The sequence below is a fragment of the Vibrio fluminensis genome (genome assembly GCF_015278125.1).
GTDB classification, from domain to species: Bacteria; Pseudomonadota; Gammaproteobacteria; order Enterobacterales; family Vibrionaceae; genus Vibrio; species Vibrio fluminensis.
This window is the reverse complement of record NZ_JADILO010000035.1, coordinates 1-20588: the sequence shown is the minus strand read 5'-3', so window position 1 is coordinate 20588 and position 20588 is coordinate 1. Positions and strand designations below refer to the sequence as shown.

Annotated in this window: 18 protein-coding genes, 12 tRNA genes and 1 pseudogene; 22 read left to right on the top strand and 9 right to left on the bottom strand. The window is 45.3% G+C overall.

Annotation, left to right across the window (positions count from 1 at the left end):
- The first annotated feature begins 110 nt into the window (after positions 1–110).
- From bepA to IRQ95_RS18575, 4 genes are read left to right on the top strand one after another with little or no spacing between them, the layout of a single operon-like run.
- A complete protein-coding gene (gene bepA, locus IRQ95_RS18590) occupies positions 111–1568 on the top strand; it encodes a beta-barrel assembly-enhancing protease (RefSeq protein ID WP_194438681.1) in 1458 nt (485 codons plus the stop codon).
- Between the two features lie 14 nt (positions 1569–1582).
- On the top strand, positions 1583–1927 hold the full coding sequence (gene arsC, locus IRQ95_RS18585) for an arsenate reductase (glutaredoxin) (RefSeq protein ID WP_194438679.1): 345 nt from the start codon (positions 1583–1585) through the stop codon (positions 1925–1927).
- On the top strand, positions 1924–2499 hold the full coding sequence (wrbA, locus tag IRQ95_RS18580) for an NAD(P)H:quinone oxidoreductase (protein ID WP_194438677.1): 576 nt from the start codon (positions 1924–1926) through the stop codon (positions 2497–2499). The genes arsC and wrbA overlap by 4 nt, the downstream gene beginning before the upstream one ends.
- 2 nt (positions 2500–2501) lie before the next feature.
- Entirely contained in the window at positions 2502–2951 is a 450-nt protein-coding gene (locus IRQ95_RS18575) for a DUF2069 domain-containing protein (protein WP_194438675.1), read from the top strand.
- A gap of 60 nt (positions 2952–3011) precedes the next feature.
- Here IRQ95_RS18575 and IRQ95_RS18570 read toward each other — a convergent pair whose 3' ends face one another.
- Complete coding sequence (locus IRQ95_RS18570; RefSeq protein WP_194438673.1) at positions 3012–4310, bottom strand: DUF2066 domain-containing protein; 1299 nt, start codon at positions 4308–4310, stop codon at positions 3012–3014.
- Positions 4311–4659: 349 nt separating this feature from the next.
- On the opposite strand from IRQ95_RS18570, the pseudogene IRQ95_RS18565 reads away from it, so the two are divergent.
- Positions 4660–5838, top strand: a pseudogene (locus tag IRQ95_RS18565) (uracil-xanthine permease family protein); the annotation flags it as partial.
- A gap of 271 nt (positions 5839–6109) precedes the next feature.
- Here IRQ95_RS18565 and ybaK read toward each other — a convergent pair.
- The 8 genes from ybaK to hemA form a co-directional block, all read right to left on the bottom strand.
- Positions 6110–6583 (bottom strand): Cys-tRNA(Pro) deacylase, encoded by a 474-nt coding sequence (gene ybaK, locus IRQ95_RS18560; protein WP_194438671.1) that lies wholly within the window; start codon positions 6581–6583, stop codon positions 6110–6112.
- 153 nt (positions 6584–6736) lie between these two features.
- Entirely contained in the window at positions 6737–8398 is a 1662-nt protein-coding gene (gene ushA, locus IRQ95_RS18555; RefSeq protein ID WP_194438662.1) for a bifunctional UDP-sugar hydrolase/5'-nucleotidase UshA, read from the bottom strand.
- Between the two features lie 378 nt (positions 8399–8776).
- Positions 8777–9628, bottom strand: a complete 852-nt coding sequence (gene kdsA, locus IRQ95_RS18550; RefSeq protein ID WP_194438660.1) for a 3-deoxy-8-phosphooctulonate synthase — start codon at positions 9626–9628, stop codon at positions 8777–8779.
- 45 nt (positions 9629–9673) lie between these two features.
- On the bottom strand, positions 9674–10483 hold the full coding sequence (locus tag IRQ95_RS18545) for a SirB1 family protein (protein WP_194438658.1): 810 nt from the start codon (positions 10481–10483) through the stop codon (positions 9674–9676).
- 14 nt (positions 10484–10497) lie between these two features.
- Entirely contained in the window at positions 10498–10869 is a 372-nt protein-coding gene (locus IRQ95_RS18540; protein WP_194438656.1) for a SirB2 family protein, read from the bottom strand.
- Between the two features lie 16 nt (positions 10870–10885).
- Positions 10886–11740 (bottom strand): peptide chain release factor N(5)-glutamine methyltransferase, encoded by an 855-nt coding sequence (prmC, locus tag IRQ95_RS18535; protein ID WP_194438654.1) that lies wholly within the window; start codon positions 11738–11740, stop codon positions 10886–10888.
- Between the two features lie 4 nt (positions 11741–11744).
- Positions 11745–12833, bottom strand: a complete 1089-nt coding sequence (prfA, locus tag IRQ95_RS18530; protein ID WP_194438652.1) for a peptide chain release factor 1 — start codon at positions 12831–12833, stop codon at positions 11745–11747.
- A gap of 21 nt (positions 12834–12854) precedes the next feature.
- Complete coding sequence (gene hemA / locus IRQ95_RS18525; RefSeq protein WP_194438650.1) at positions 12855–14114, bottom strand: glutamyl-tRNA reductase; 1260 nt, start codon at positions 14112–14114, stop codon at positions 12855–12857.
- A gap of 276 nt (positions 14115–14390) precedes the next feature.
- Between hemA and lolB the strand changes: the two genes are divergently transcribed.
- The 17 genes from lolB (at position 14391) to IRQ95_RS18440 (ending at position 20550) form a co-directional block, all read left to right on the top strand.
- A complete protein-coding gene (gene lolB / locus IRQ95_RS18520) occupies positions 14391–15008 on the top strand; it encodes a lipoprotein insertase outer membrane protein LolB (protein WP_194438648.1) in 618 nt (205 codons plus the stop codon).
- Complete coding sequence (gene ispE / locus IRQ95_RS18515; protein ID WP_194438846.1) at positions 15008–15880, top strand: 4-(cytidine 5'-diphospho)-2-C-methyl-D-erythritol kinase; 873 nt, start codon at positions 15008–15010, stop codon at positions 15878–15880. The genes lolB and ispE overlap by 1 nt, the downstream gene beginning before the upstream one ends.
- Before the next feature lie 29 nt (positions 15881–15909).
- On the top strand, positions 15910–16854 hold the full coding sequence (locus IRQ95_RS18510; RefSeq protein ID WP_194438647.1) for a ribose-phosphate diphosphokinase: 945 nt from the start codon (positions 15910–15912) through the stop codon (positions 16852–16854).
- A 145-nt stretch (positions 16855–16999) separates the two neighbouring features.
- Positions 17000–17590: an aminoacyl-tRNA hydrolase gene (gene pth / locus IRQ95_RS18505; protein ID WP_114767888.1), complete on the top strand. Its 591-nt coding sequence runs from the start codon at positions 17000–17002 to the stop codon at positions 17588–17590.
- A gap of 10 nt (positions 17591–17600) precedes the next feature.
- The gene (gene ychF, locus IRQ95_RS18500) at positions 17601–18692 is read left to right on the top strand and encodes a redox-regulated ATPase YchF (protein ID WP_194438645.1); all 1092 of its coding nucleotides are present in this window, start codon (positions 17601–17603) and stop codon (positions 18690–18692) included.
- A 283-nt stretch (positions 18693–18975) separates the two neighbouring features.
- Positions 18976–19052 (top strand) — tRNA-Met (locus IRQ95_RS18495).
- 46 nt (positions 19053–19098) lie between these two features.
- Positions 19099–19183: transfer RNA gene (locus tag IRQ95_RS18490), tRNA-Leu, on the top strand.
- Positions 19184–19216: 33 nt separating this feature from the next.
- A tRNA-Gln gene (locus IRQ95_RS18485) sits at positions 19217–19291 on the top strand.
- Positions 19292–19370: 79 nt separating this feature from the next.
- Positions 19371–19447 (top strand) — tRNA-Met (locus IRQ95_RS18480).
- A gap of 52 nt (positions 19448–19499) precedes the next feature.
- Positions 19500–19584, top strand: a tRNA-Leu gene (locus IRQ95_RS18475).
- A gap of 27 nt (positions 19585–19611) precedes the next feature.
- Positions 19612–19696, top strand: a tRNA-Leu gene (locus IRQ95_RS18470).
- Positions 19697–19728: 32 nt separating this feature from the next.
- Positions 19729–19803, top strand: a tRNA-Gln gene (locus tag IRQ95_RS18465).
- Positions 19804–19881: 78 nt separating this feature from the next.
- A tRNA-Leu gene (locus IRQ95_RS18460) sits at positions 19882–19966 on the top strand.
- 35 nt (positions 19967–20001) lie between these two features.
- Positions 20002–20078: transfer RNA gene (locus IRQ95_RS18455), tRNA-Met, on the top strand.
- A gap of 80 nt (positions 20079–20158) precedes the next feature.
- Positions 20159–20243: transfer RNA gene (locus IRQ95_RS18450), tRNA-Leu, on the top strand.
- 67 nt (positions 20244–20310) lie between these two features.
- Positions 20311–20385: transfer RNA gene (locus tag IRQ95_RS18445), tRNA-Gln, on the top strand.
- Between the two features lie 80 nt (positions 20386–20465).
- Positions 20466–20550, top strand: a tRNA-Leu gene (locus tag IRQ95_RS18440).
- Positions 20551–20588 lie beyond the last annotated feature (38 nt).

The following is a 20588-nucleotide window of genomic DNA, read 5'->3' as shown; positions in this document are numbered from 1 at the left end:
GTAAAACTAACTTCGAGGAGCTACCTAGGTAATTGTCTATGGATTGTAAATGATGCTGGCTTTCAGTCTGACTGCAGCGTCATCTCAACAGGAAATCAAAACTGCTAGCTATGTTTAAACAGACACGTTCGCTAATTGCCCTTTGTATTGCGACAGCACTGAGCATCCCTTCCGCGCCATCACTCGCAAACACCAATGATTTGCCAGATATCGGAACCGCAGCCAGTAGTACTCTAACGATCGATCAAGAATTACAATATGGTGATGCTTACATGCGCATGTTGCGCAACCGAGCGCCAATCATTAATGACCCTGTCCTGAATGAATATATCGATAGCTTAGGGCACCGCTTAGTTGCGAATGCTGACGATGTAAAAACACCGTTTACATTTTTCTTGATTCGCGACCGCAATATCAATGCATTCGCGTTCTTTGGCGGATATATCGCCCTTCATTCTGGTCTATTTTTACACGCACAAACGGAAAGTGAACTTGCTTCTGTTGTTGCACATGAAATTGCTCACGTGACACAACGCCACTTAGCTCGCAGCATGGAAGATCAAGCCAGAAGGTCCCCGGCGACCATGGCTGCTCTTGCAGGCGCGTTACTACTGGCAATCGCCGCACCGGAAGCTGGAGTCGCAGCGATTACGGCGACAACAGCAGGCAGCATGCAAGGCCAGATCAATTACACTCGTAGCAACGAAAAAGAGGCCGACCGTTTTGGTATCGCAACACTATCAAAGTCAGGGTTCGACGTTAGCGCAATGCCAAAGTTTTTCAGCCGTTTAGCCGAAGAATATCGTTACGCGACGACATTACCGCCAATGCTGCTCACGCACCCACTGCCACAAGACCGAATTACAGATACACGAGCACGCGCACAAACTTACCCACAAAGAAGGGTTGATACTTCGCTTAACTATAACCTTGCCAGAGCGAGAATCGTCGCGCGTTACGCCGGCATAAAAGCCGATGCTGCTTTGGACTGGCTAACACGGACAGAGAAAAAATTACCGGAGAACATCAAACCTGCAATGCAATATGGACGCGCACTGGTTTATTTGGACAATCACCAACTCGACAAAGCGGCTCCGCTTCTCGAAAAGCTGATCGCAATAGATAACAGCAACCGCTTTTATCTTGATGCTTTAAGCGATCTCTATATCGCACAAAAGCAACCACAAAAAGCGAGCGCAATGCTGAAGAAAGCGCTGGGATCAGAGCCTGACAATCCTGTCTTGATGATTAACTATGCCAATAGTTTATTGGCACAAGATAAATACTCTGAAGCCATCCGTGTTTTGCAACGTTATACCCATCAAAATGGCAAAGATGTTAACGGTTGGAGTTTACTCTCTGAAGCCAATATTAAACTGGGTAACAGCCAGGAAGATCTTGCGGCACGTGCTGAAATCTTTGCGCTAAAAGCAAACTGGAATAAAGCGATACAATATTATACTCAGGCTAGCCAAATGGCTGAGTTGGGAAGCTTAGAACAAGCAAGATACGATGCGCGGATTGACCAGTTGATGGTACAGCGTGATCGTTTCTTAGCATTACAATAAAAAGGAGACAGAAAATGTCAGTCGTGATTTATCACAACCCTCGCTGCTCAAAAAGCCGCCAAACACTTACATTACTTGAAGAACAAGGCGTTCAGCCGGAAATTATCAAGTATCTGGATACCCCGTTGTCAGTAGCGGAGCTGAAAGATCTATACGCATTATTGGCGCTAGAAGAAGTTCGCGCGATGATGCGAGTTAAAGAGGATGTATATAAAGAGCTGAATCTTGCACAGGCATCTGATGAACAACTGTTCGCTGCGATGGCTGAAAACCCTAAGCTTATTGAGCGCCCAATCGTGGTGGCTAATGGCAAAGCTAAGCATGGTCGTCCACCAGAGCAAGTACTAGAAATCTTATGAACTGCCAGCTAATTGTTCTTTATTACAGCCGCCATGGCTCAACTAGAGCATTAGCCCGGCAAATCGCTCGGGGGATAGAATCTATCCCTCATTGCGAAGCGTTGCTGCGAACAGTAGAAGAGATTTCTTCTCATCATGGTGAGCCGCAAGATCCGATTATCTCTATTGATGAGCTCAAGCATTGTCATGGGCTCGCCATGGGTAGCCCAGTTTGGTTTGGTAATATGGCCGCCCCTTTAAAACACTTTTGGGATCAAACGAGTACGTTATGGCTAGCCGGCGACTTAATCGATAAACCCGCTTGTGTCTTTACTGCCTCTTCGAGCCTACATGGCGGGCAAGAAACGACGTTGCAAAGTATGAAACTGCCACTGTTTCATCATGGTATGTTAGTGATGGGGATTCCCTACTCTCATCCACAGTTGCACACCACACAAACAGGCGGCACCCCCTACGGATCAAGCCATGTTGCCCATAACAATCAACAGTCTCTCTCGACTGAAGAAAGCGAATTGGCCCAACAATTAGGAAAACGTCTAGCAACGACTGCGTTAAAACTAATCAAGGAGTGATTATGTCAGATCCACAAACCGATCGACTGCTGCAAGATATGAAGCCTGCAACCAAAGCTTATCGATTGTTGGCATTAGGAGCGAACTTAGGCTTGCTTGCGTGGGTCGCTATTTGGCAAATATCGTTGTCACCTCATCCACATATTAATAGTACCACCTTGGCTATTGCGTGGTGTATTCCGCTGCTTTTGCCACTGCCCGGCATTCTTGCTGGCAAGCCATACACTCATGCATGGGCAAACTTTGTGTTGATGCTTTATTTTCTGCACGCCTTGACGATTATCTATGTTGACGGTGGTGAACGCATGCTAGCAGTGGTTGAACTACTTCTCACCAGTGGCGCTTTTGCTGGCAATATTCTTTATGCTCGAGCTCGTGGTAAGGAGATGGGTATGAAGTTAAGTCGGTTATCTGAAGTAGAAAAGAAAGAACGCGCCCGATTTGAGAAATAATGTTTCGCGTAATATGGAAAAGGCCTAGCATTGCTAGGCCTTTTTAATTATTAAAGCGAGTTAAGCGTCAACTTCTGTCTCGATTTCCTCAGACTCTAACGCTTCTTCTTGTTGTGGTTCCGTAACTGGCATTGGCGCTGCATATTGCTCACCATGCCACTCAAAGATAAAGGTTGGCGGCACTTCAACAATCGCCGGAGGTGCCTGCTCAATAATCGCTGGAAGAGCTTGGGCAGCGGCATTATTTATTGTGGTATCGGTATCTAGCGACTGTGTTGTAGCGTCGGATAGAATCTGCTCCTCAACGACAGCGTTATTTGCAGGTTTCGGCTCTTGAGTGATCGTTGGTTCTACAACGACTGGCGCAGGTTCGATTGCAATGGCTTTGGCCTCACGAAGACGTAGCACTTGTTGTTCAAACTCGGTTGGTGTCGCCAATAAGTGGACTTTAAATGTTACGTCTTTCCCTTGAATTTTCGTGATATCAAGCGATGCTACTGAACTTAACTGTTGTAATTTTCGCTCCAAAACAAAGAAATCAACCGCATTATCCAACGAGGTAAAACGAACTTTGATCGCTTCCGATGATTCACCAGCCACAACAACGCTGCTTTGCTTTGCGTAGTAATCACTGATTTGATCAATCATTTTATCCGCAGCATCTTGACCACTGTCATTACCTGACAAAGGTGCTTGGCGCGTAACGCCGATAGTTTTCGGCATTTGGTCATATAACGTCCAACGCAGGTTATTGTTGCTTGCGCGAACCACCAAAACGCCATCAACCGGGTAACGCTGACTCGCCTGACCTACAGGTAGAGCAAATCCCCCCCATAAATCCGAAATATTAACGCCTGTCACGTCATTAAAGTCACCCACAGGAATCGTAAGCGGCAATCCTCGCTCTGTTGCTTGTTGCTTCATACTCTCTAACAGCGCGGAATTGGAATCTTCCCAAGCTACCGAACGCTCTGTTTGAGATTCTTCAATCAACCAAACAAGTAAGTTTGCACGCTGAGCAGGCCACAAAGGTAGTTGAGCCTGACTTAGCAAAGAGTCAATTTGCGAATCATTAAAGCGCATTTTAAGTGTTTTCTGGCCATCTAGCTGACCGTAACTAATCTGTGCAAGATATTGAGCATTCTGTTGCAGCGCTTTTTGAATAACGGAATTATGGATAGCATCAGGTACACCAGAGGCACGCACAATGACCTCTTCCATTCCCTGTTTGCGAGCTTGGGCGTCAGGTTTCTCAATGCTCTGGTCTAATACCACTTGTGATTGATATAAGTCGACATTTGTTAGAGCTAGGGCAGGAAAGCCTATCAAACCTAATGCGAATAAAACAATAGAGCGCATACATTTCCTAAATTCGGTTACTGCGGTTATTCGCTGATGATAAGCAACTTCTCATCAGTGAGCAACAAAACTGCATGCGAACTCACCGTTTTTTGACCTTAGTGACAAGTTCAAAAACACCATGCAATGATTGTATTTTTTGCACAGAACTTATCGATGACGAGCAGATTATCAATTAGATCGCATCCACAAAAATGTAAACATTTGATCTAGTTCAGATTGAAATCGTTTGCAGTGGTGATAAAATCCCGCGAATTTTTATCTTGAGCCATAGATTCGCCACTATTTGCTAGCAAAATAGCTAAATCGTGTGAGTTTTGGATTTTTGCCACCATAAAGGAATAAAACAATGAAAAATGCCATTCAAGGTGCTCAAATGCTCTTCGTTGCATTTGGTGCTCTGGTACTGGTTCCCCTCCTAACGGGACTAGACCCTAGTGTTGCACTATTCGGTGCTGGTATCGGTACTCTAATCTTCCAAGTTGTTACTCGTCGTTCTGTTCCTATCTTCCTCGCTTCCTCTTTTGCTTTCATTGCTCCTATTCTTTATGGCGTTCAAGCTTGGGGTATCCCTGCAACTATGGGTGGCCTGATGGTTGCGGGTTTAGTTTATGTCGCATTGGGTGGACTTATTAAGCTGCGCGGTGTCGAAATTGTACATAAACTGCTACCGCCCGTTGTCGTTGGTCCAGTTATCATGGTTATCGGCCTCGGTCTTGCGCCGAATGCAGTGAGCATGGCACTAGGTGTCGCTGGTGGTGAGCAAGTTATTGACAAAAACACGGCGCTAATCGTTTCATCAGCATCATTGCTTACTACTATTGGTATCAGCGTATTCAGCCGCGGCTTCCTTAAACTAATGCCTATCCTTGGCGGCATTATCGTCGGCTACTCGTTAAGCTTATTCTATGGCATCGTTGATTTTACTCCTGTACATCAAGCCGCTTGGTTTGCCATGCCTGCATTTGTGATGCCTGAATTTAACATCAACGCGATTCTATTTATGATCCCTGTGGCGATTGCACCAGCCGTTGAGCACGTCGGTGATATGCTGGCAATCTCAAACGTAACGGGTAAAAACTACCTGAAAAAGCCTGGTCTGCACCGCACTATCGCTGGTGACGGCTTAGCGACTATCGCAGCCTCTATGGTCGGCGCGCCACCAAACACAACTTACTCAGAAGTAACGGGCGCAGTAATGCTAACCAAGTCGTTCAACCCAGTAATCATGACTTGGACAGCCATCACGGCAATCACTCTATCACTCGTTGGTAAGCTGGGTGCGGTTCTACAAACTATCCCAATGCCAGTAATGGGCGGCATCATGATCCTACTGTTCGGTTCTATCGCAACGGTTGGTCTAAACACGCTTATCAAAAACAACGTTGACCTACACAAGTCTCGCAACCTAGTTATCGTTGCTATCACGCTAGTATTTGGTATCGGCGGCATGGCATTTGGCATCGGCGACTTCAGCCTGCAAGGCATCAGCCTATGTGGTATCGTTGCTATCGTGCTTAACCTAGTTACGGAATACGGAATACGGAATACGGAATACGGAATACGGAATACGGAATACGGAATACGGAATACGGAATACGGAATACGGAATACGGAATACGGAATACGGAATACGGAATACGGAATACGGAATACGGAATTTTAACAAGCGAAGCGCATTGTACAAATAAAAAGGGTGACGGTAATCGTCACCCTTTTTCATTCCGTAAGTGAGGCGCAGCAGAACGTTCCCACATCCGTGAGCGCAGCGTTCTGTAGAACGTTTCCGACTCTCGCTCTTAAAGGCACAACTCCACAAACTGTCCGCGCGTCAGTGCTGCCAAATCTTTTGGAGCCAGCTCAATTTCCAAACCACGGCGACCAGCGCTAACCATCATGGTTGATAACTCCTCGGCACTGTTATGAATAAATGTTGGCAGTGCTTTCTTTTGCCCTAATGGGCTAATGCCCCCCACTACATAGCCTGTGGTCTTTTGTGCGATGTCAGGATTTGCCATCTCCGTTTTTTTTGCTTTAGCCGCTTTTGCGGCCAGCTTAAGATTCAGTTTGTGCTCAACGGGCAATACTGCCACGGCAAGGTTCTTTGGCTCACCATTTAAGCAAAATAGCAGGGTTTTAAACACTTGCTTAGGATCTTGTCCCAACGCTTCGGCGGCTTCTAGACCATAGCTTTCTGCTCTCGGATCGTGTTCATACTGGTGAATTTTATGAGTAACTTTTTTCTTTTTGGCTGCATTGATTGCCGGGGTCATAATAACTTCCTATCACCGATCAGGATAAACCACTGACAAGGCAAATCGCGCCAAGCAATAACTTATAGTGATGAGTGTCTTGATAAAACAGAAAAGCGGCACCAAATGGTGCCGCTTTAGTTAATGCGATTTAAGACTTACAGTCAATAGCGCTTATTTGTAAACAATCTCACCTTTTGGTGCGAATGCGTTTACATCTACAGGGCTGTTTTCTTGTAGGTATTCTTTAAGAACTTCTGCATCAACGAAACCTGTGTTTACGTAACCTGGGTGAGTCGATACTTTCGGGTAGCCGTCACCACCAGCAGCGTTGTAGCTTGGCACTGTGAAACGGTAAGTTTTCTCTAGATCGATCGCTTTACCGCCGATCTTAACATCTGAAACTTGACCGTTAGCCACTGTCATTGAAATACCAGCAAACTGTGCGTAAGCACCTGAATCAACAGGTTTAGTACCCACAACGTTTAGGTAATCAATCACTTCCTTACCTGACATATCGATGTAAGTCACGATGTTACCAAACGGCTGAACTTTCAATACGTCTTTGTAAGTTACGTCACCGCCTTCAATAGAATCACGTACACCACCTGAGTTCATTACTGCGAAGTCAGCTTTAGCGCGATCCATATGTGCCGTCGCGATTAGACGACCTAGGTTTGTTTGCTCAAAACGAACCACGTTACGATCGCCTTCTAACTTACCGTTAGTTTCTGCGATTTTCACATTTAGCTGATCTTGACCTTTTTCTTGGTAAGGACGTAGGAACTCAACCATAGCTTGGTCTTTCGCGATTTCATCTTCGATGAATACACGCTTGCTCTCACCGTCAACCTTGATTTTCTTCTTCAGGTTTACAGGGATAAGATCGTAGCTCACCATTTCTAGCTCGCCGTTACGGAATTCGAAATCCGCACGACCTACGTATTTACCCCACTCGTACGCTTGTACGATATGAGTACCGTTTTGAATGTCTGGCTTACATTCGTCAGAAGGTTGGAAGTTCTTCTTAATTACGTTTGGTGCTTCCATACACACAGGCTCTTGTGAGTGACCACCAACGATCATATCTAATGAGCCTTCATCTAGGTAACGAGCCAATGCTACGTCACCCGGAGCGTTTACACCGCGGTTACCATTTTCGTAGTGACCCATGTGCGTCACTGCGAAGATTAAATCAGGTTTTTCAGTCTCTTTAAGTTCAGCGATTAGCTTCTTCGCTTCTTCTTTAGGATCACGGAACTCGATGCCACCGATAAATTCAGGGTTACCGATTTTCTGTGTATCTTCTGTTGTTAGACCGATAACAGCAATCTTGATGCCTTGTTTCTCAAACATTTCGTAAGCCTGGAACATACGCTCGCCAGTCTTTTTGTCGTAAATGTTTGCAGAAAGCATTGGGAAGTTAGCCCAATCTTTTTGCTGCATTAGCACTTCAAGCGGGTTATCGAATTCATGGTTACCAAGTGCCATTGCATCGTAACCAATCTTGCTCATGCCTTTGAAATCAGGTTCAGCATCTTGTAGGTCTGACTCTGGAACACCTGTGTTGATGTCACCACCAGAAAGAAGTAATACGCTACCGCCATCAGCACGAATCTCTTCGCGTAGATTGTCGATAAGTGTCTTACGTGCCGCCATGCCGTACTCACCGTATTTGTTCTCCCAGAAACGGCCATGGTGGTCGTTAGTGTGAAGAACCGTTAACTTGTAAGTTTTATCAGCTTCCCACTCATTTTGTGCTGTCGTTGCACAACCAGCTAGGGTTGCAAGAATTGCTGCACTTAGTGCTGTTTTTACAATCAGGCGTTGCGTCATAGTCATACCTTTGAACTAAATAGGATCCACTGCCATTTGCTACCAGTTTTGGCTCATGCTGAGAAATGCAGCGCAAGCATTGTTTAAATTTTGAATAGCAAAACTTGACATAGTTTAAAGTAACCAATCCCCTTAAACATTTTGATTTCATGTTTATGCAACATCGATCACTATTATTTTGACTAAAAAGTGCAACAAAAGCGGTAACTTACATCTGATTCAACAAATGATCACAAGCAAACGTTTTCGCGATTACTTAGCTGTAACAACTGATTTCCAAATTTACTTATAGACACATTTAAAACCACATATCTTATTGAGTTCCAAAAGAAAAGGCTGCCATAAGGCAGCCTTTTTAAACTCTGATTTGACACTAAATTAGCGAATATCAATGTGCGCGAAGCTTTTCACTAAATCATCCAGATCTTTCATCTGTTTTAGGAAAGGCTCAAGCTTATCAAGAGGAAGAGCCGATGGACCATCACAACGTGCTTGATCTGGGTTTGGGTGCGCCTCGATAAATAGACCTGCAATACCAGTCGCTAGACCAGCTTTCGCCAATTCAACCGTCTGCTCACGACGACCACCAGACGCAGCACCTGAAGGATCACGCATTTGCAGCGAGTGAGTTACGTCAAAGATAATTGGGCTACCGTTTGATGCTTTTTTCATTACACCAAAACCTAGCATATCCACTACTAGGTTGTCATAACCCATGCAAGAGCCACGCTCACACAAGATTACGTTGTGGTTACCACACTCAGCAAACTTATCCACGATATTGCCAACTTGGCCAGGACTCATAAATTGAGGTTTCTTAACGTTAATAACCGCACCCGTTTTTGCCATCGCCTCAACAAGGTCTGTTTGACGAGCAAGGAATGCAGGTAGTTGGATTACGTCTACAATGTCCGCAACGGGTTGAGCTTGCGCTTCCGTATGCACGTCTGTGATGATTTTCACGCCAAAAGTATCTTTTAACTCTTGGAAGATTTTCATGCCTTCTTCAAGACCCGGACCACGGTATGAATGCACTGAGCTGCGGTTCGCTTTGTCAAAAGACGCTTTGAATACGTACGGAATACCGAGCTTATCAGTCACCGTTACGTAGTGCTCACAGATTTGCATAGCAAGGTCACGTGACTCTAGTACGTTCATACCAGCGAATAAAGTAAACGGTTTGTCGTTAGCAACAGGAATATCACCAACATGAACGATTTTCTGTTCCATCTTTTTCTCTCTTATTAAACCTTGTGAGCCAGCCTATAACTGGACTTAATGCAGCGTCACCTGAGTCTTACTCATGGCACGTACTTGATTTTTAAGTAATTCGGCAGCCGGATCGTCCGGACACTGATCAATAAAATATTGATAATCAGACAACGCCATCTGATGACAGTCTAGTTGCTGAAAGATAAAGCCGCGATCTCTAATTTCATAAGGGTCATCTGGCGCAAAAGTCAGCGCAAGATCGGAACAACGTAGTGCCAATGCATAACGTTCTTCTCTCAGTAAAGCGCTCTTAATCAGTGCTAACCAACGACCAATTACTGTCGGATTATCTATCGATTTTAGGTAACTTGCCTTTAGCTTGGCGAATGGTCCTTTCTGGCCAACTAGCCAAGCCCTTAACGTATGTTCAGAAACAAACTCACCATTAAAAGGATTTACGTACTGTACAGGGGCATGTGGCCAACAGACCTTAACCACAAACTGAGTAGGAAAAGTAATTCCCTCGATTGGAAAGCCCAGTTGTTTACCAAAATAAAGTAGCAACGCCCCTAGACTGACAGGGATACCTTTACGACGTTCGAGCACCTTATCTAAAAAGGCATTAGCACCGTCGAAATAGGCCTCTTTGTCACCCTGAAAACCCCACTCATGATAAAAAAGTCGCAAGAAAGCTTCAAAGCGCTGTTGAGGATGACTTTCATGCACCAATGCAAGTTCAGCTTCTTGTAGCAAACGCTGCATTTCAGCCTTTGCCCAATCCACTTGCGTTTCTGGGTCAATCGCCTGATTGAGCACCAAGGCACCTTCCGCCAACTCTAGCGCATCAAAGTCTTCATCAAACAATTCGTACATTTGTAATCACCAGCCTAAAACAACGTAGGTACTTTAGTCACAGCAATCTTACCCGCCATACCAAGCCAACCTAATGCGCCAAGGAATGCAAAAATTCTCAACAGATTATTTTTTGCCAACTTTAAAGCAAAAAATCCTAAGGCAATATAAGCCAATACGCAGCTAATTTTCATCGGCAACCATGGCGCTGCTGACCAAGGTATAAACAATACGACTAGCGCAATACCTGATAACAACAATGCCGTATCGTTAATGTGGGGGAACACCTTAAGAAACTTATTATTGCGCAATTCAGAGTTTGCCAATAAAAGTGCAAAACGCACCGACAGTAATGTTGCGCTTAGGGCGATAGTGAGTAAGTGAAAATGCTTCAATCCTTCGTACATCTAATTGCTCTCTTTGTTATTTTGTATAGCGACCTAATGTCACTCGATCGTTATGTCCATAATCTTGGAATGTCTCCACATCTTGGTAACCCAATTCCGTGAAGATTTTACGCACAGCTAAACCTTGGTCATAACCATGTTCAAACAACAACCAACCGTTGTCGCTAAGAAATTGGCGCGCATTATCCGTAATATGACGAATATCGGCTAAGCCTTGCTCTGCTGCGACTAAAGCACTGAGTGGCTCAAATCGCACGTCACCTTGACTCAAATGCGGATCGTTCTCTTCAATATATGGGGGATTTGAAACGATAACAGCAAACTGCGTACCAGCTTGCAAAGGTTCAAACCAGCTGCCAGCCAAAAACTCAGCATTGTTGATGCAAAGACGTTGTGCATTACGCGAAGCCAGTTGTTGCGCCTCTTCCATTAGATCAATCCCCACCACTCGACGCGCTGGCATTTCTGAAGCCAAAGCTAATGCTATCGCGCCAGTACCGGTGCCAAGATCGAGGATGTCACCTTCACAAGCGAAAGCTTTATCTAAAGCCAGCTCGACAAGGCGCTCAGTATCAGGACGAGGGATTAAGGTTGTAGGCGAAACCTCAAGTGGCAAGGACCAAAACTCACGCTCACCGACAATATAAGCGACTGGCTCACCGGTTAAACGGCGCGACAGTAGCGCTTCAAAAGGTGCTAATTCTTGTGCTGAAAGTTCTTTTTCAGGCCAAGTCATCAAAAATGAGCGCGGTTTATCTAATGCGTGGCAGAGTAATACCGCAGCATCAAGAGACGGCGAATCACTGCCGCTCTCTTGAAGTTGCTGTGTCGCTCGCTTTAGTGTGTTTTCAACACTGTTGGTAGCCGACATTAACTTAGTTGTTCTCTGCTAGAGCCGCTAACTGATCTGCCTGGTGCTCTTGAATCACCGGTTCAATCAAGCTTGCAAGATCGCCTTCCATCACTTCATTTAGACGGTAAACCGTTAAGTTGATGCGGTGATCCGATACACGGCCTTGTGGGTAGTTGTAAGTACGGATACGGTCACTACGATCACCTGAGCCTAATAGATTACGACGGGTGTCAGAAACCTCTGCGGCGCGACGAGCTTCTTCAGCTTGCACAATACGCGCAGCCAGTACTTGCATCGCTTTCGCTTTGTTCTTGTGCTGTGAACGTTCATCCTGACACTCAACCACAGTACCTGTTGGCAAGTGAGTAATACGGATTGCTGAATCCGTGGTGTTAACGTGCTGACCACCCGCGCCTGACGCACGGAACGTATCGATTTTTAGATCAGCGGCTTTGATTTCAGGTAGATCCGCTTCTGGAATTTCCGCCATCACAGCAATCGTACACGCTGATGTGTGCACACGACCTTGCGATTCGGTTTCTGGTACACGTTGTACACGATGACCGCCTGACTCAAATTTCAGTACGCCGTAAGCACCGTCACCAGTCACTTTAGCGATCATCTCTTTGTAGCCACCTTGCTCAGATTCGTTGCAGCTCATCACTTCAACGCGCCAACCTTTCTTCTCAGCAAATTTTGAGTACATGCGGAACAAGTTACCAGCAAAGATACCCGCTTCATCACCACCCGCACCGGCGCGAATTTCTAGGAAACAGTTGCGATCGTCGTTTGGATCTTTTGGTAGCAATAGAATTTGCAGTTCGTCACTAAGGCGTTCAATCGCTTCTTTCGCGTCTTTGATTTCTTCCTGAGCCATTTCACGCATTTCTGCGTCATCTTCTTTTGCCATCTCTTCTGCAGCTTCAAGATCTTCTTGCGCTTGCTGATAAGCTTGGAAGCACTTAGTTACTTCTTCAAGCTGAGAGTACTCTTTTGATAGCGCACGGAATTTATTCTGATCACCAATGACATCAGGGTCACCTAATAGGTGCTGTACTTCTTCATAACGTTCTACTAGCGTTTCTAGCTTCGTAAGAATAGAGGCTTTCATATATTTAACTCAGGGTTCTAGTTATAGCGGGTCATCAAGACCCAAACTTTGTCTAATAATGGCAAGCTTTGCTGGCTCACCTTGCTCTGCTGCTGTTTGTAGAGCTCGTGTCGGTGTATGAATGAGTCTGTTAGTGAGCTTATTGCTCAATTCCACTAACACTTTTTCAGGATCACCGCCTGCAGCAAGAGCTTGGATACTTTTACTTAATAAATCTTGACGAATATCGTTGGCATTAGTGCGATATTGTCGAATGCTGTCCACGCCTTGTAACGAGCGTAGCCAGGTCATAAATGAGGCGCTTTCTTCACTGACAATCGCTTCCGCTTGAATCGCTTCTACTTTGCGCTGTTCTATATTGCTGTCGATGATCGACTGCAAATCGTCCACAGAGTAAAGATACGCATCATTAATCTCACCAACTTGTGACTCAATATCACGTGGTACTGCAATATCAACGAACAACATAGGTTGATAACGTCGGCTCTTCAGCGCTGTTTCGACCATACCTTTACCTATGATAGGCAATGGGCTAGCAGTCGAACTGATTACGATGTCGGCGCGCGGAAGGTGCTCAGGAATTTCCGGCAAACTAATCACTTCCGCTCCAAACTGCTCAGCTAAAACCTGAGCACGCTCTTTGGTACGGTTAGCCACAATCATTTTATTGCAGCCATTAGCAGCCAAATGTTTCGCGACCAATTCAATGGTTTCTCCGGCACCCACCAATAATACCGTTGAATCTTGTAGCGATTCAAAAATGTGTTTAGCAAGGGTGCACGCAGCGTAAGCGACAGAGACCGCGTTACCGCCAATGTCCGTTTCAGTGCGCACACGCTTCGCAACAGAAAATGTTTTTTGAAACCATTTCTCTATTGATGCGTTAACGGAATTGCCATCGCGAGAGTCAGCGAAAGCTTGTTTTACTTGACCTAGAATTTGAGGTTCACCAAGTACTAATGAGTCTAAACCACAAGCCACGCGCATTAGATGACGAATCGCAGCTTGTTCTTCATGGACATAGATACTCGGCTTTAGCTCTTCTGCGCTAACCTGATGAAACTGCGCCAGCCAATCAATAACCTTGTTCTTGCACGACGGTTTTACGTCGCAATAAATTTCTGTACGGTTACAAGTAGAGACAATCACACCACCGCTTACATACGAGCTTTCAGACAGTTGCTGTAGGGCTTGCGGTAGCTTGTCCGGCCCAAACGCGACTTTCTCGCGCAGTTCTACTGAAGCCGTATTATGATTGATACCGATAGCAAGCAATGACATGTACTGTGTGTTCTCTAAATCTGGTTATGTGAAAACAGGGACGGAATTTTACTTGATGCCCCCCCTGAATAAAAGGGGATCACTCAACTGTTTTCCGTTAACAACTAATTAAAATGTAATTATGGCGATAAAAAGAGTGATTCTACCCTATTTCTCAATCACATAGGTTGAATAGCACTGCAAAGTAAGTATTTTCCTTTTTCAAACAAGAGTAACAATACTTTTCAATGCTATAGTATGTGCTGAGAAGTTTGCTGATAAGGAATCCTACTCGCCATGCCCTCGCGACTATTCACAAAACTCACGACGATTTTATTTTCATTTGTTCTGCTCTCTGGTTGTAGCTCCATTCAAAACAGCTTTACGAGTGTTGAATGGCAAGCTCACCAGCAAAGACTTGAACTGATCTCTGATTACAGTGCATCTGGCAAACTGGGGTACATTTCACCGCAGCAAAGAGAATCGCTCAGCTTCTATTGGCAAAACTCGGCGCAAGACAGTGAGTTGCGCCTAAGCACATTTCTTGGTCAAACGGTGCTTAATATGCAGATCACCCCATCACTCGCGACAGTTAAAACATACGAAGACGATGTCTACAGTGATGTCAGCGCTGACCGTTTGATAGCTCGCCTTACTGGTTTAAGTATCCCAGTAGAACAACTCAATGATTGGCTGCTAGGCAAACCGACCAATGCCGATGAATTTACAGTCAATGATACCCAAACATTGGCAACGCTAACCAAGAAGATAAATGGACAAACTTGGCAATTGATTTACTCCAGTTACCAAGATGTACCATTTTTAGGCTCAGATCTGCCCGTACCATACAAGCTAAAGCTAAAACAAAACGACACCACCATCAATTTGGTTATCTCAAAGTGGACTTTGAAGTAATGATTCGTGACACCACTCATTGGCCTTCACCAGCCAAACTCAATCTATTTCTATATATCACTGGACGTCGTGAGAACGGCTACCATGAACTACAAACGCTTTTCCAGTTTGTCGATCACTGTGACGATCTAACAATCTCTGCCAATGAAAGCGGAAACATCACGCTAACACCTGATATTCCGGGCGTCGCGCTTGAGGATAATTTGATCTGGCGTGCCGCGACTGCATTGCAAAACTTTACCGGTTGCCAGTTAGGTGCTGATATCAAGTTAAACAAGATTTTGCCTATGGGGGGGGGTATTGGCGGTGGCTCATCGAATGCCGCAACCGTTTTAGTTGCCCTAAATCACCTATGGCAAACCCATTGCAGTGAAGACCAGTTGGCGGATATCGGCCTCAAACTTGGCGCTGACGTCCCCGTTTTCGTCCGAGGACATGCCGCGTTTGCCGAAGGCGTCGGTGAAGAGATTGTAAAAGTTGAACCAGAAGAAAAGTGGTACTTAGTCGTAAGACCAAATGTAAGTATTGCAACTGTCGATATTTTTACTCATCCAGACTTAACACGTGATACACCGAAACGCCCGTTATCACTGCTTTTAGAGTCAGAATACGGAAACGATTGCGAAAAAATTGTGAGAATGCTTTATCCAGAGGTTGATAAGCAACTTTCATGGCTGCTACAATACGCGCCGTCGAGATTGACGGGTACTGGATCGTGCGTTTTTGCTGAATTTTTGAGCGAAAACGATGCACAAAATGCATTCGAGCAATTATCTGACAACGTGTCGGCATTTGTGGCGAAAGGAAACAATGTTTCCCCCCTATACCAGACACTGGCTAAATACCGTTTAGCCCACAAATCATCTATTTAAAAACTGGACGCAAACCTGAGGTTTCCACCGTGCCTGATATGAAGCTATTTGCTGGTAACGCAACACCTGAACTAGCCCAACGTATTGCTGATCGTCTTTACATCTCACTTGGTGACGCCACTGTTTCTCGTTTCTCTGACGGCGAAGTCGCTGTTCAAATCAACGAAAACGTACGTGGTAGCGATGTATTCATCATCCAATCTACTTGTGCACCAACTAACGACAACCTAATGGAACTTGTCGTGATGATTGATGCAATGCGCCGCGCTTCTGCGGGCCGTATTACAGCAGTAATCCCTTACTTTGGTTACGCTCGCCAAGACCGTCGTGTACGTTCTTCTCGCGTGCCAATCACTGCTAAAGTGGTAGCAGACTTCCTGTCTAACGTAGGTGTTGACCGCGTTCTAACTATCGACCTACACGCAGAGCAAATTCAAGGCTTCTTCGACGTACCTGTAGATAACATCTTCGGTACGCCTGTACTGCTTGAAGACATGCAATCTCGTGGTCTAGAAAACCCTGTAGTGGTTTCTCCTGACCTAGGTGGCGTAGTACGTGCTCGTGCAACTGCAAAAGCACTAGGCGATATCGACATCGCTATCGTAGACAAGCGTCGTCCACGTGCAAACGTATCTGAAGTGATGAACCTAATCGGTGATGTTGAAGGTCGCGACTGTGTGATCGTTGACGACATGATCGATACAGGTGGCACTCTATGTAAAGCAGCTGAAGCGCTAAAAGAGCGTGGTGCTAAGCGTGTATTCGCTTACGCAACTCACGCTGTATTCTCTGGTAACGCTTCAGACAACATCAAGAATTCGGTACTAGACCAAGTGATCGTAACTGACTCAATCACTCTGTCTAAAGAGATGGAAGCGACTGGCAAAGTAACCACACTAAGCCTATCTCGCATGCTTGCTGAAGCAATTCGTCGCATCAGCAACGAAGAGTCTATCTCTGCAATGTTCAACTAATCTAACCGATTAGAACAATTTCAAAGCACCCCTTTTTAGGGGTGTTTTTTTATTTCTATATCCCCGGCGATAGCACGTTCTCGCCCGATAGCGATTTTGTGTGCTATTATACTGCGCTTTTTGAGATTCCAGAGAGATCCTAACCTTGACTCAACAGATCAAACTTCTTGTCGGACTGGCTAACCCTGGCCCTGAATACGCTAAGACTCGTCACAATGCGGGTGCTTGGGTCGTTGAGGAGTTAGCTCGCGTTCATAACGTTACGCTAAAGAATGAGCCAAAGTTCTTTGGTCTTACTGGACGTATCATGGTAAATGGTGAGGATCTTCGCCTATTGATCCCAACCACTTTTATGAACCTATCTGGCAAAGCAGTCGCTGCGCTGGCTAAGTTCTACCAAATTAAACCCGAGGAAATCATGGTCGCTCATGACGAGCTAGACTTACCTCCGGGTGTCGCTAAATTCAAAAAAGGCGGCGGCCATGGTGGTCACAATGGTTTGCGTGACACCATTAGCAAATTAGGCAACAACAAAGAGTTTTATCGTCTTCGTATTGGCATTGGCCATCCGGGACACAAAGATAAAGTGGCTGGTTATGTGCTAGGTAAAGCTCCTGCAAAAGAGCATGAGCAGTTAGAAGCGGCAGCAGATGAAGCTGTGCGCTGTCTCGACATCTTATTAAAAGATGGCCTAAGCAAAGCACAAAACCGCTTACACACGTTCAAAGCTGAATAAGGTTACAATCATGGGTTTTAAATGTGGCATCGTTGGTCTACCAAACGTTGGTAAGTCAACTCTGTTCAATGCACTAACTAAAGCGGGTATCGAAGCAGCAAACTTCCCGTTCTGTACTATCGAACCAAACACTGGTGTGGTTCCAGTGCCAGATCTACGTCTAGATGCGTTGGCAAAAATTGTGAACCCTCAGCGCGTACTGCCAACGACAATGGAATTCGTAGACATTGCTGGTCTAGTTGCTGGTGCATCTCGTGGCGAAGGTCTAGGTAACAAGTTCCTAGCAAACATCCGCGAAACGGACGCAATTGGTCACGTTGTTCGTTGTTTTGAAAACGAAAACATCATTCACGTTGCAGGTAAAGTATCACCTATCGAAGATATCGAAGTGATCAACCTAGAACTTGCTCTTGCCGACCTAGATTCTTGTGAGCGTGCAATTCAGCGCAATGCAAAGAAAGCGAAAGGTGGTGACAAAGACGCTAAGTTCGAACTAACTGTACTTGAAAAGCTACTACCAGTGCTTACTGAAGGCGGTTCTGCACGTACTGTTAACCTGTCGAAAGAAGAACTAGCAGCCGTTGGTTACCTAAACTTCCTTACGCTAAAACCAACCATGTACATCGCTAACGTGAACGAAGATGGTTTTGAGAACAACCCATACTTAGACGCAGTTCGTGAGTTTGCAGCAAAAGAAAACAACGTCGTTGTACCTGTTTGTGCGGCAATTGAGTCAGAAATGGCTGAGCTTGAAGATGATGAGCGTGAAGAGTTCCTAGCAGACATGGGCATCGAAGAGCCAGGTCTAAACCGCGTGATTCGCGCAGGCTACGAGCTGCTTTGTCTACACACTTATTTCACAGCAGGCGTGAAAGAAGTGCGTGCATGGACTATCCCTGTGGGTGCAACTGCGCCCAAAGCAGCAGGCAAGATCCACACTGACTTTGAAAAAGGCTTCATCCGTGCAGAAGTAGTCGGCTACGACGACTTTATCCAATACAGCGGTGAAAGTGGTGCTAAAGATGCAGGTAAATGGCGTCTTGAAGGCAAAGAATACATCGTAAAAGATGGCGATGTGGTTCACTTCCGCTTCAACGTATAATTAATTGCGCATTTTTTGTGCAAGCTATTGAGTTTAAAAGCCAGCTAATATGCTGGCTTTTTTTATACCCCAATCAAAGTGACCTTTTAATTTCAATATAGCCCGTCAATTTTTTACCAGTTTTAGATCATTAACGCGCCTCTTTGTTTAAAAAGAAACCGAACGATTCATTTATCCAAATTTCTTCGAAAAAACTGTTGACGGTTCTCGCTCAGATACGCATAATGCGCCCCGTTCCCAACGAGACAGCGATGAATCAGAAAGGAACGGAAAACATGGTAATGGCTACTTAGCTCAGCTGGTTAGAGCACATCACTCATAATGATGGGGTCACAGGTTCAAATCCCGTAGTAGCCACCATTCCTAATTGTTTTCGACTTTAAGTTTAAAGCAATCAGGAATAGATGCGGTCGTGGCGGAATTGGTAGACGCACCAGATTTAGGTTCTGGCGCCGTAAGGTGTGAGAGTTCAAGTCTCTCCGACCGCACCATTGTTTGAATAACTTCGTAGAAGTTATTGCTGTAGGTCTATCGCCAAGCGGTAAGGCACCGGCTTTTGATGCCGGCATTCCCTGGTTCGAATCCAGGTAGACCTGCCACTATTTAAGTGGAAACCTTTTGATAAAAAGGGTTGTCACCGAGAGAGAGAATAGTTTATATTATCTCGCTCGAAAACATGGCTACTTAGCTCAGCTGGTTAGAGCACATCACTCATAATGATGGGGTCACAGGTTCAAATCCCGTAGTAGCCACCATATTCAAACTGTTAGTTTAACCAATCAACTATCAGTTATGTAGATTCAAGATGCGGTCGTGGCGGAATTGGTAGACGCACCAGATTTAGGTTCTGGCGCCGCAAGGTGTGAGAGTTCAAGTCTCTCCGACCGCACCATCTTGACATAATCTACGAACGAATCACGCGGTCGTGGCGGAATTGGTAGACGCACCAGATTTAGGTTCTGGCGCCGCAAGGTGTGAGAGTTCAAGTCTCTCCGACCGCACCATGATTTAAATAACTTCATCGAAGTTATGCTGTAGGTCTATCGCCAAGCGGTAAGGCACCGGCTTTTGATGCCGGCATTCCCTGGTTCGAATCCAGGTAGACCTGCCATTATTTAGACATGTTGAGTAATCGACATGACAACGTTACTAAGACTCACCAATCGTCTTTTTAACCATAAAGTTTGCTGCGGTCGTGGCGGAATTGGTAGACGCACCAGATTTAGGTTCTGGCGCCGCAAGGTGTGAGAGTTCAAGTCTCTCCGACCGCACCATAATTAAATGTGTCTCGATTTATCGTGAACATATTGGCTACTTAGCTCAGCTGGTTAGAGCACATCACTCATAATGATGGGGTCACAGGTTCAAATCCCGTAGTAGCCACCATACAACGTTATTAAGACTTACCAATCGTCTTTCTAACTACATATTCTTCTCTAAGCATACGCTTAACAAGAAACTTTGCTGCGGTCGTGGCGGAATTGGTAGACGCACCAGATTTAGGTTCTGGCGCCGCAAGGTGTGAGAGTTCAAGTCTCTCCGACCGCACCATTCTCTTTTGAATGAATGCAAAGTGTAAAGCATGCTGAAGGATCAAGTCTCTGTTAAGAGCATCTGCAGGTCTATCGCCAAGCGGTAAGGCACCGGCTTTTGATGCCGGCATTCCCTGGTTCGAATCCAGGTAGACCTGCCATTATTTAGACATGTTGAGTAATCGACATGACAACGTTACTAAGACTTTACCAATTGTCTTCTTAACTATAAAAGTTTGCTGCGGTCGTGGCGGAATTGGTAGACGCACCAGATTTAGGTTCTGGCGCCGCAAGGTGTGAGAGTTCAAGTCTCTCCGACCGCACCATCAATTAAATAACTTTGATGAAGTTATTGCCTGTAGGT

What these genes read in the sequence shown, in the direction of transcription:
- bepA (WP_194438681.1), top strand. Translation starts at nt 111, where the DNA reads ATGTTTAAACAGACACGTTCGCTAATTGCCCTTTGTATTGCGACAGCA.
- arsC (WP_194438679.1), top strand. Translation starts at nt 1,583, where the DNA reads ATGTCAGTCGTGATTTATCACAACCCTCGCTGCTCAAAAAGCCGCCAA.
- wrbA (WP_194438677.1), top strand. Translation starts at nt 1,924, where the DNA reads ATGAACTGCCAGCTAATTGTTCTTTATTACAGCCGCCATGGCTCAACT.
- IRQ95_RS18575 (WP_194438675.1), top strand. Translation starts at nt 2,502, where the DNA reads ATGTCAGATCCACAAACCGATCGACTGCTGCAAGATATGAAGCCTGCA.
- IRQ95_RS18570 (WP_194438673.1), bottom strand. Translation starts at nt 4,310, where the DNA reads ATGCGCTCTATTGTTTTATTCGCATTAGGTTTGATAGGCTTTCCTGCC.
- ybaK (WP_194438671.1), bottom strand. Translation starts at nt 6,583, where the DNA reads ATGACCCCGGCAATCAATGCAGCCAAAAAGAAAAAAGTTACTCATAAA.
- ushA (WP_194438662.1), bottom strand. Translation starts at nt 8,398, where the DNA reads ATGACGCAACGCCTGATTGTAAAAACAGCACTAAGTGCAGCAATTCTT.
- kdsA (WP_194438660.1), bottom strand. Translation starts at nt 9,628, where the DNA reads ATGGAACAGAAAATCGTTCATGTTGGTGATATTCCTGTTGCTAACGAC.
- IRQ95_RS18545 (WP_194438658.1), bottom strand. Translation starts at nt 10,483, where the DNA reads ATGTACGAATTGTTTGATGAAGACTTTGATGCGCTAGAGTTGGCGGAA.
- IRQ95_RS18540 (WP_194438656.1), bottom strand. Translation starts at nt 10,869, where the DNA reads ATGTACGAAGGATTGAAGCATTTTCACTTACTCACTATCGCCCTAAGC.
- prmC (WP_194438654.1), bottom strand. Translation starts at nt 11,740, where the DNA reads ATGTCGGCTACCAACAGTGTTGAAAACACACTAAAGCGAGCGACACAG.
- prfA (WP_194438652.1), bottom strand. Translation starts at nt 12,833, where the DNA reads ATGAAAGCCTCTATTCTTACGAAGCTAGAAACGCTAGTAGAACGTTAT.
- hemA (WP_194438650.1), bottom strand. Translation starts at nt 14,114, where the DNA reads ATGTCATTGCTTGCTATCGGTATCAATCATAATACGGCTTCAGTAGAA.
- lolB (WP_194438648.1), top strand. Translation starts at nt 14,391, where the DNA reads ATGCCCTCGCGACTATTCACAAAACTCACGACGATTTTATTTTCATTT.
- ispE (WP_194438846.1), top strand. Translation starts at nt 15,008, where the DNA reads ATGATTCGTGACACCACTCATTGGCCTTCACCAGCCAAACTCAATCTA.
- ychF (WP_194438645.1), top strand. Translation starts at nt 17,601, where the DNA reads ATGGGTTTTAAATGTGGCATCGTTGGTCTACCAAACGTTGGTAAGTCA.